10 protein-coding genes are annotated in these 8,447 nt (G+C 63.8%); all 10 read right to left on the bottom strand.

The window, feature by feature from the left end; genetic code table 11:
* Positions 1-45: 45 nt before the first annotated feature.
* Positions 46-489: a hypothetical protein gene (locus tag AC1DWA_RS11795; protein ID WP_151531372.1), complete on the bottom strand. Its 444-nt coding sequence runs from the start codon at positions 487-489 to the stop codon at positions 46-48.
* A 26-nt stretch (positions 490-515) separates the two neighbouring features.
* A complete protein-coding gene (locus AC1DWA_RS11790) occupies positions 516-866 on the bottom strand; it encodes a phage tail fiber protein (protein WP_192804628.1) in 351 nt (116 codons plus the stop codon).
* Between the two features lie 63 nt (positions 867-929).
* On the bottom strand, positions 930-1,265 hold the full coding sequence (locus AC1DWA_RS11785; RefSeq protein WP_428691085.1) for an LtfC-like domain-containing protein: 336 nt from the start codon (positions 1,263-1,265) through the stop codon (positions 930-932).
* The gene (locus AC1DWA_RS11780) at positions 1,262-1,654 is read right to left on the bottom strand and encodes a hypothetical protein (RefSeq protein ID WP_151531374.1); all 393 of its coding nucleotides are present in this window, start codon (positions 1,652-1,654) and stop codon (positions 1,262-1,264) included. The genes AC1DWA_RS11785 and AC1DWA_RS11780 overlap by 4 nt, the downstream gene beginning before the upstream one ends.
* A 139-nt stretch (positions 1,655-1,793) precedes the next feature.
* Complete coding sequence (locus tag AC1DWA_RS11775) at positions 1,794-3,218, bottom strand: DUF7257 domain-containing protein (RefSeq protein ID WP_428691086.1); 1,425 nt, start codon at positions 3,216-3,218, stop codon at positions 1,794-1,796.
* Between the two features lie 12 nt (positions 3,219-3,230).
* Positions 3,231-4,586, bottom strand: a complete 1,356-nt coding sequence (locus AC1DWA_RS11770; protein WP_428691087.1) for a hypothetical protein — start codon at positions 4,584-4,586, stop codon at positions 3,231-3,233.
* Entirely contained in the window at positions 4,583-4,903 is a 321-nt protein-coding gene (locus tag AC1DWA_RS11765) for a hypothetical protein (RefSeq protein ID WP_315873483.1), read from the bottom strand. Before AC1DWA_RS11765 ends, AC1DWA_RS11770 begins: the two co-directional genes overlap by 4 nt.
* Before the next feature lie 477 nt (positions 4,904-5,380).
* Positions 5,381-5,812, bottom strand: a complete 432-nt coding sequence (locus AC1DWA_RS11760) for a phage gene 29 protein family protein (RefSeq protein WP_151531378.1) — start codon at positions 5,810-5,812, stop codon at positions 5,381-5,383.
* 41 nt (positions 5,813-5,853) lie between these two features.
* Positions 5,854-7,533 (bottom strand): Gp37-like protein, encoded by a 1,680-nt coding sequence (locus AC1DWA_RS11755; RefSeq protein ID WP_477846878.1) that lies wholly within the window; start codon positions 7,531-7,533, stop codon positions 5,854-5,856.
* Positions 7,530-8,414 (bottom strand): phage tail protein, encoded by an 885-nt coding sequence (locus AC1DWA_RS11750; RefSeq protein WP_151531380.1) that lies wholly within the window; start codon positions 8,412-8,414, stop codon positions 7,530-7,532. Before AC1DWA_RS11750 ends, AC1DWA_RS11755 begins: the two co-directional genes overlap by 4 nt.
* Between the last annotated feature and the right edge of the window lie 33 nt (positions 8,415-8,447).

The following is an 8,447-nucleotide window of genomic DNA, read 5'->3' as shown; positions in this document are numbered from 1 at the left end:
ATGTGGCGCCGCCCGAGTACGCGGAGTGCGGGAATGAGCACCGAGTTACGGTGCGATCGCGACGGTGACCGAAAGGTCGCCGGTGGCGGTGGTGACCGCGTTGGCCGTACGGGCCGTCACCGCGGCGCCGAAGCCCGCGGCCAGGACAACCTGGCCGCCGGACCCGACAGCGACACCAGCCGTAGCCGATCCTTCGCTGCCGAGCGAAAGAGTCGCCCGCGGTGCGGGTTTCGTAGCGAAGGTCAAAGACCCGAGCCCGGTCGCCTCGGCGGCGAGCTTAGCCGAGGGCTTGAAGGTCACGGCTGGGGTGGTGGTTCCGCCGAACGCGGCGTACACGAATACCGGGATGACCGGGACCTGTGCACCGTCGACCCGGCTGACCGGCGACCCCGGCAGTGCCACCACCAACGTCGGTGGCGCCGCGACCTCGGTGAGCACTGTCGGTTGCGTGGGCAGTGCCTCCACGATCACCTGTGCTGGTGCTGGCATGGCAGCCTCCAAATCGAAGAGGTGAATCAACTCACGGCGAAGGTCGGGGTGATCAGCAGGGTGCCCTGGGCGCCCAGCGTGGTCGGGGCGATCGCGACCTTATCGATGAACGTGCCGCCGGTGGCGGCGCTCCACAGACCGGCGTGGGAGTAGGTGCCGGCCGGCAGGTTCACGGTGACCTGGCTGCCGGTGATCTGGCCGTTGGCCGGCGCACCCCAGGTGGTGGCCACACGGGCATAGGTCGGCGAACCACCCGAGGCTTCCGCGAGGCCGGTGGGGCCCGGGTCGCCGGTATGGACCGAAACGTACACAGTGGACGCCGCATTGGCGTAGGCGACGCACAGAGCGTTCTTGGTCGACGTAACAGCGATAGCCATGATGTTCTCCTTGAGAATTGTTTCTTTGCAATGAATTTCGCCACTTTCGAGCGGCGAAAGAGGTCAGTTGCGAATGACGGATCCGACGTACCAGGCGTAGGTGGTGGCCGGGGTGGTCGTGTAGGTGACCAACATCGTGTAGCGCGAGTTGGCGGGAATCGGATCGGACGTGGCCGCGGGAACGGTCCAGCTGGCCGCGTTCGAGGTTACGGTGGCGGGCCAGGTACCCAGCGATGCGCCGCCGGGTGCGGTGATCACGATAGAAACCGTTGTTCCGGAAGGGAATACGGCACCATCGGAGGGCTGAATGGTCTGCACGAAGCTGGCGCCGGTGGTGAGTTTGAGTGGTTCGATCTTCGGCTGGTAGCCGAGGTATCCGGGATCGATCGGTGATGTCATGTCATTCCTTCGCTGTGTTCGACCTCGTCCATGAGTTCTCTGGACAGGTTCAGTTCCGGGATGCGGCCGTGCTGGGCCGCTTCGATTACGCCGCGCAGTACCGCGATCGCCTCGCGGAAGAGACCGGTGACACGGTCCAATTCCTGCATGGAAGCCGCCTGCGCGGCCTCTACTCCGTCGAGTCGCACGGAGACGACCCCTAGTTCTTCCGACACACGGGACAGGGTCGCCAAGGCGATGTCGTTGACCTGTTTGGCTGCGGACACTTCGTGGCGAAGGTTCTGTGCCGGTTGAGCTTTCCGGGCCCGAAGCCAGGAGTAGAAGCTGGTGGCGCCGGAGCCGCCCAGAAAGGTGGTGGCGCTGATCAGCATGGTTTCGAGAAGAGGCATCAGGTCCCTTCGGACCTGGGCACGGTCGGCTGGTGATGGCTCTGCGACATTGTGGACTCCAGGGTTTGTAGGGTCGCCAACGGGAGAGGGCTCGACCACGTCGGCCCTGCGAAGGCATCGGGGTTGAGTTGGGCACCGGCTAGGCGCGGTTGATCAGGGCGCCGTCGAAATAGGTGTTGGAGCCGACGAGATTGTTGTTGAGACTGGAGCTGTAGCCAGCGGCGACGACTGCCCCCGCGGGCAGGTGGACGACGAACGTGGCCTCGACGCTCGAGGCGTACCCGTAGTAATCGGTCGTGTATATCGGGTAGCCGTCGCCGTCGGTGCCGCTTTGGGTGGTCTCGGACCGAAGCTGAACGGTCTTGGGCCCGGTGCGCAACTGCCGCCAGGTCGCGCCGGAGCTTGGGGCCCACCAGAGGTCGGCTCCGATCTCGGTGGTCCGCGCCGCGGCGTAGGTCAGGCCGAGGCTCATCCGGTACCAGCCTGAGACCGGCACCTGAACTTGTCCGGGCCCCAGGGCAGAGACCGTCACTGCCGAGCTATGCCGAACGGTGTCGAAAGTACCTGCCGCGACTGGACGGGACCCCGCTGGCTGGAGCGCGTTCGTGGAACTGATGCGGGCCAGCGCCCAGCCGATACCGGTGACCGGCGGGGACGCGAGGTCGCTAGCCGTCAACGCGGCGACGGCGAAGGAGAAATACCCAAACAAGCCCGTCCAGTAGTACTGGCTGTCGAATCCGAAAGACCTGTTCCCCACCCCGACGGGTGAGCTCCCGGCACTGTCGTTGTAAGCCAAGACTGACGCCCCGTTGATCAGCACCTGGTAGTTCGCTCCGACCGCGCTCAAGGTGACGGTATCGCCGGTTCGGACGGTAACTGCAGCGGTGCCCCATCGGGTGTAGTTCAGCCCGGTTGTGCGGGTGCCTCGTCCGAGCCGCACTTCATTGGCAAGTATGTCGGCGAAGACGAAGGTGGCCAAGTCGGGCGCGGCACGCATGTAGAGCGAGGTGCTGACTTTTCCGGCTTGATTCGCGCGGCCCATTACCGCCGAGACCGCTTGATCATCGGTTCGTAGCACCGTCTTCGACAGTGCGACGACGTTGCCGGTGCCCTTGTCACCTTGCTGGTTCAGTTGAACCTGACCACTGACAATGGTCAGGTCTGCGACTTGACCGAACTTATAGGTGGTGTAGCCGGATCCGAGCGCCGTGCGCTCGAAGTCATCAGAAAACGTGGTGCCACTGGGCTGTTCGCCAGGCGGTGGCGGTTTCAGTGCCTCGATAGTGGCTTTGTTGCGATCGGCAACCTCCTGCGCACTGGCGGCGATGGAGTTGGCCTCGGAGGACCGCGTTTGCGCTGTTGTGGTGGCGGATTGGGATTTGTCGGTGATCGCCTTCCAGTTGCCGCCGATGGCGGTCACGCCCACGAACGAGCCGATGACACCGGAAACGATCGACTCGCGGGCACCCTCCCAGGTCAGCTTCTGGAGGTTGCCGATGTTGTTCGAGGCCGCCGCGTCGCCGACGTAGGCGCCGGCGGGGACCGATTTGTCAGGTGAGGTCAAAGTCAGGCTCCATCAGTAGCTCAGCAATGCGCCATCGAAATAGGTTTCCGGGCCGATGAACCCGTTGTTGCGACTGAGGTTGTAGCCCGGCGCCACCACCGATCCCTGCTGCAGAAAGACGGTGAATGAGCTGCCGACGCTTTTGGTCGCTGTGTCGTCGGCCGTACGAGCGCCGACCCGAGACAACGACCAGATTCCGCCGGGCGCCGGCGCGGTCCACAGTCCGACCCGCGCTCCGGTGGTAGACGAAGACATGGTGTACGCGGCCGTGATCGCGTACCAACCCGATTTCTCGATCTGCACCTGGCCGCGTCCGAGATCGGGTACGGCGATGTTTTTGGCGGGGCCGATGGTATCGAAAGTGTTTGCCGCCAAGCGCGCTTCACCGGCAGGCTGGGCGACAGCAGTGGAGTTGAGGCGGTACAGCGACCACCCGGTGCCGACGATCGGCGGTGAGGAGAGATCGGCCGCGGCGAGCGCGTTCATCGCGAACGAGAAGTATCCGAACAGCCCGTTCCAGTAGTACTGGCAACCGAAGCCGAAGGACCGGTTGTTCGCTCCGACCGGAGATTGGGGGGGGTTGTCCTGACCCCCATCCGTATAACCGGCGACGGTAGCGCCGTTCACCAGGACCTTGTAGGTGTGACCCACGGCTTCAATGGTGACGGTATCGCCGGTATTGACCGCGGTCGATACCGGGGGCCTCCAACTGTTGTACACGGTGGTGTTGCCACTGCGCGTGCCCCAGCCGAGATGGATGCTGTCCCGATAGACGTGGGCGTACACGAAAGTCGACAGATCCGTCGCGGAGCGGACGACGATCCGGGCAGCGGCGTTGTAGGCCTCCTGCATCCGGCCGACCACCACGGATACGCGCTGATCATCGCTGCCCGTCACGGTTTTGGACAGAGCGACAACATCGCCGGTGTTCCTGTCACCGACGCGATTGAGTTGCACCTGGCCGTCGATGACCACCAGATCCGCCACCGGGCCGGTCTTGAATGTGGTGTAGTCCAGACCCAACGCAGTGCGGCTGAATGCGTCGGAAAATGCTGTACCGCCCGTGGTTTGGCCGGACTGAACGGCAACCAGCTCCACCAGGTCCGCGGCGTTCTGGGCCGTGGTGTTCTGCACGGCCACAGCCGACGCCTGCGCCTGGGAGGCGCCGGACTGCGCGTCGGTGGCAGCGTTCAATGCTAGCTTAGTCACCGAGTTCAGATTCGAGCCGATCGCTGTCACACCGGCGAACGACGCTGTGACGCTGGACAGGATCTGCGCCCGGGCCGAGTCCCAGGTGACCTTCTGCAGGTTGCGAATCGAGCCGCCGGTATACGCCCCCGACGGTACGGCCCGGTCCGGGCTGGTCATCGGGCACCGCCCGTCGAAAGATGTTCCGCCACCGTATGATCGGAATCCGAGACTCCGACCGCGGCGGTGAACGATTCCACCAGCTCGGCCGCAGCGTCCGCAGCGGCCTCCAGCACCGGCTCGTTCTTGACGATCCACACGTTGACGGTGCGCAGCACTTCGAGTGCGGTGAGCAGTGCAACGCCCGCGCCGACCGCGGAAGCCGGCGCGTACTGCAGCAATGCCACCGCAACGGTGAGCACGCTGATGATGCCGCCGATCAGCGACACTACCGCTTTCGCGTTGCGAGCGACGAAAGCTCCAACGTTCTGAGCCATGAGCAACTCCTAGGAAGACAATTGCGCCGGAAGGCGCGAGAAATGAATTGGAGGCGGCACTGATCCGCGACAACAGCGATCTCCGGAACCTTCGCTCCGTCGGGTTTCCGCTGGTCCACAGTCTATTTCGTGGATTACCAGGACTGGAAGTTGTCCGAGCCGATGCACCACTCACCTGTTCCCGGGTTTGTTTGGGCTGCAGGTCGGCGATCGCCGAGGCATTCGCCGTAGAGGTGTTCTGCGCGAAGGCCGCCGTGGATTGTGCACCCGCCGCGCCGACTCGAGCCGTATTGGCCGTATTCAGAGCACGGTTGGTCGCCGAATTGAGATTCGAACCGATCGCTTCCACCCCGACGAAAGACGCGCTGATACTGGACAGGATCGATACCCGCGCCGAGTCCCAGCTGACCTTCTGCAAATTCCGGATCGAGCCGCCGGAATACGCACCTGGGGGAATTGATTCATCCAGGCTCGTCCTCAGCTGCCGTCCGGGAGTTTCTCGGCAGCACCGACTTTCGCGGTGTTCAAGTCGAGATCTCGCGGGTCGACCAGGTGCTTGAGTTCACCGGATTCCCTGAGCTGCTCCACCAGGTGGGCCCTTTCGTCCGGCGTCAGCTCGGTGACATCCGGTGCCGAACTCTCCGGCGGACGCGGCGTACCCTTCTCCGCCCACTGGCCGGCGCCGTTGAGCCAATGTGAGAGACCGCGCGCGGGTGGGTGGTATTCCTTGGTCTGCTCGCCGGCGTAGTGGCGAAATCCGAGGTCCCACAGGTGTTTCGACCACTGCCGCAGCACGTCGGGGTGCACGAGAAGTGGTGAGTTCTGTGGGCCGGGTAGGCCGACCAGTGCCCACACAAAGGCCTCGCTGGGATCGTCGGGGTTGCACTGCTCGAGGTAAGGGATGGACATGTTCTCTCCGGAGGGTTTCGATAGGGATTCGGCGGGCGGAACTACATCTGGACGGCCAGCGCGTGGATGTCGTCGACAATGTCGGCGACCACGCGCATGGACTTGGCGAAGGGCATATCGTGGTCACGTTCAGAGCCGACGGTGACCTGCCAAGCCGGGCTTGCGGTCCGGGACCAAGCCAGTTCGAGTTCGGTGACCTGGTCGACGTACACCGAGCCTTCGGGCATGCCCTTGACGGTGGAACCGACACGATCGCCGAGGAAGAAGTGCCCCTGACCCTGGTCGCCGATCAGATACGGCTCACCGTTGGCGACGATGAACTTGTGGGTGAAGTGCTGGCGGGTCTTCCACATACCCTCACCCAGGGTCAGCAACGCGCCGAGGGTGTAGGCCCGGTCGGCACTGTTTTCGAAGTGCTCCCAGTAGTGCGACCAACCCGCGTCCCGGACGCGTTGTCCCGATTTGTGTTTCTGCCAGGCCAGCAGCGTGTCCGACAACAGCGACGTCGCGATCGTGTTCGCCACCGCCGTGGCGGCGTTCACCGCACCACCGGCGATGGAACCACCGAACGGAATCTCACCAAGGGCGCCGGCGACCAGCATGCCGACCACCTGGATCGCCGAGGAGATCGCTTCGTTCACACCGGGCATAGAGTGACCGCCGGTGAGAACCTGCACCGCCGACGAGGGGTTTACGATGAACTGTGAGGTCTGGATGCCTGTGTTGTCGTTCTGCCGGTAGACCACCCACGGATTCGACGGGAGCGTGCCCATCCAGCCCGGATTCTTGTACTTCTCAGGCACATTCTGATCCTGCAGCACACTCGGGCTGTAGTCGAGCATGGTGTTGTCGAGCAGCTGTATGGTGTGCTCGAGCCCATCCCACATGTCGCCGCCAGTGCTGGTACCAGTCCAGAAGCCGGACTTGTCGACGATGTCGACAACCAGGCAGCCGTGCCGGACCTGCGCGCCCTGCCACGGTGGCGGATCACCCTGCAACCAGCGCCGCGTGACGATCGCCAGCTGCGCCGTTTCCAGGGTGCCCGCCGAGGCTTCGTGGAAGTTCTGGAAGCGAGAGCCGAAGATCGTCCACATCGACGTATCAGATCGGAACTCACCAGGTTTCACCACGACGCCCCACGTGGACTGATCAACGCTGCCCCACTGACTGGGGTCCATCGGATCGTCGGGCAACGTCCACAGCCCGCCTTGCAGGCGGAGTAGATTCAGATGCAACGCGGTCTTGAGCACCCAGACGCTGGGCCCCGCGAGCAGGAACTGCCGCGGGAACTGAACCTGTTCCGGCAGAAACGGATTCGACCAGCAGTAGATGTGTTTGAGATCCTGGTACGAGTGCATGAACAGCAGCTCGACGGTGGTGACACCGTGGCCGTCGGTCTTGATGACAGCCTTCTCCAGCCGCCCGTCCCAGCGCGCGCCATCCTTGTCGACGGTGATGTGCACGTTCTTCTTGGTGCGGCCATTGATATCGACCGCCCACTTCGCCAAGTAATAGTCGTAGGGCAGAACCAGCAGACCGGTGCCGGCCTGGTTCAGAATCCAGCGGAAATCAGCGCTGATCTCCGCGCCGCACACGCCGCGCAGGTTCCAGTCGCCATCCCACAGGCGAATCAGAGGCCGCGAGAACCGCTGCTGCTTGCGAACCGTCTTTGCCGATTGCGCATCCGCGTAGATCGCGGGGAGGTCCAGCACCGAAGTCACTGCAGCCCCCACGGGCGCGACCAGTTACGCGGCTGCACCACCAGCACCGACGCGCCGGTAGGCGCACCACTCACCGAGACCGGTACTGCGGTGGCCGGTGTGTACGGGGGCACCGGATAGAGGAAGCTGACGCCGTTCATCAGCGCCCAGACCTGGGAGCCATCCTTGGCGACGATCATCTCTTCCATCGGGTCGGTGTCGACCGTCAGATCCTTGCCCGTGGCGGTGAGCGGCAAGGTGATCACTCGCGCGCCGTCGCGATCGACCGCACCCCACGAGAAGTCCGGCAGTGTCCACTTACCCGGCGCCGAACACACCCACTTGAGCCACATCGGCTGATCGGTCGGGTTGGCGATGGTGATCGTGCCGGACTGACTCTTGCCCGCGCCGGTGGTGTCGATCGTGGAGGTCCAGGATCCGGTCACATCGGACTCGACCCACCACGGATTTCCCGCTGTACAGGTCATGACGACCTTGCCGATCGACTTCAGATGCGGATCCTTGTCCGGCTTGAAGTCCGGTTGCTCCGACATCCGCAGTTTTAGCGTTCGCGTGCCGAAATCGGTCGTGATCGTCAACGTCGCGTCGCGGTCGTAGGCCCAGGCCTTGCGCCACGCGGAATCCACCGCCTCCCACGAACTACCCGCGGTCTGAAAGACATTGACCGCGAAAACGACATCGCGCTTGTTCGTCCGGAAACCACTGAACGAGGAACCGGCCTGAAACGCCGACTGATTCCAAATCGTCGTCACCGGTGCGTCGTACAACCCGGTCGGCGACGTGGCCAGCTCTACACCCTCACGACCACTCCCCTGACCGGCGATGGTCCATCGTGAACCATCGACTCCGGTCACCGTGATCATCGCAGCATTGGACGCCACAGATTCACCTCAATCCATATCATTGCCGGGCAC

Source organism: Rhodococcus sp. P4_F3_2 (assembly GCF_056401335.1).
Note: the sequence above shows the minus strand (reverse complement) of the source record. Positions and strands in the feature narration are given on the sequence as shown.

Bases quoted from the DNA above. Each gene is read 5' to 3' on its own strand.
- AC1DWA_RS11795 (WP_151531372.1), bottom strand. From the start codon at position 489: ATGCCAGCACCAGCACAGGTGATCGTGGAGGCACTGCCCACGCAACCG.
- AC1DWA_RS11790 (WP_192804628.1), bottom strand. From the start codon at position 866: ATGGCTATCGCTGTTACGTCGACCAAGAACGCTCTGTGCGTCGCCTAC.
- AC1DWA_RS11785 (WP_428691085.1), bottom strand. From the start codon at position 1,265: ATGACATCACCGATCGATCCCGGATACCTCGGCTACCAGCCGAAGATC.
- AC1DWA_RS11780 (WP_151531374.1), bottom strand. From the start codon at position 1,654: ATGCCTCTTCTCGAAACCATGCTGATCAGCGCCACCACCTTTCTGGGC.
- AC1DWA_RS11770 (WP_428691087.1), bottom strand. From the start codon at position 4,586: ATGACCAGCCCGGACCGGGCCGTACCGTCGGGGGCGTATACCGGCGGC.
- AC1DWA_RS11765 (WP_315873483.1), bottom strand. From the start codon at position 4,903: ATGGCTCAGAACGTTGGAGCTTTCGTCGCTCGCAACGCGAAAGCGGTA.
- AC1DWA_RS11760 (WP_151531378.1), bottom strand. From the start codon at position 5,812: ATGTCCATCCCTTACCTCGAGCAGTGCAACCCCGACGATCCCAGCGAG.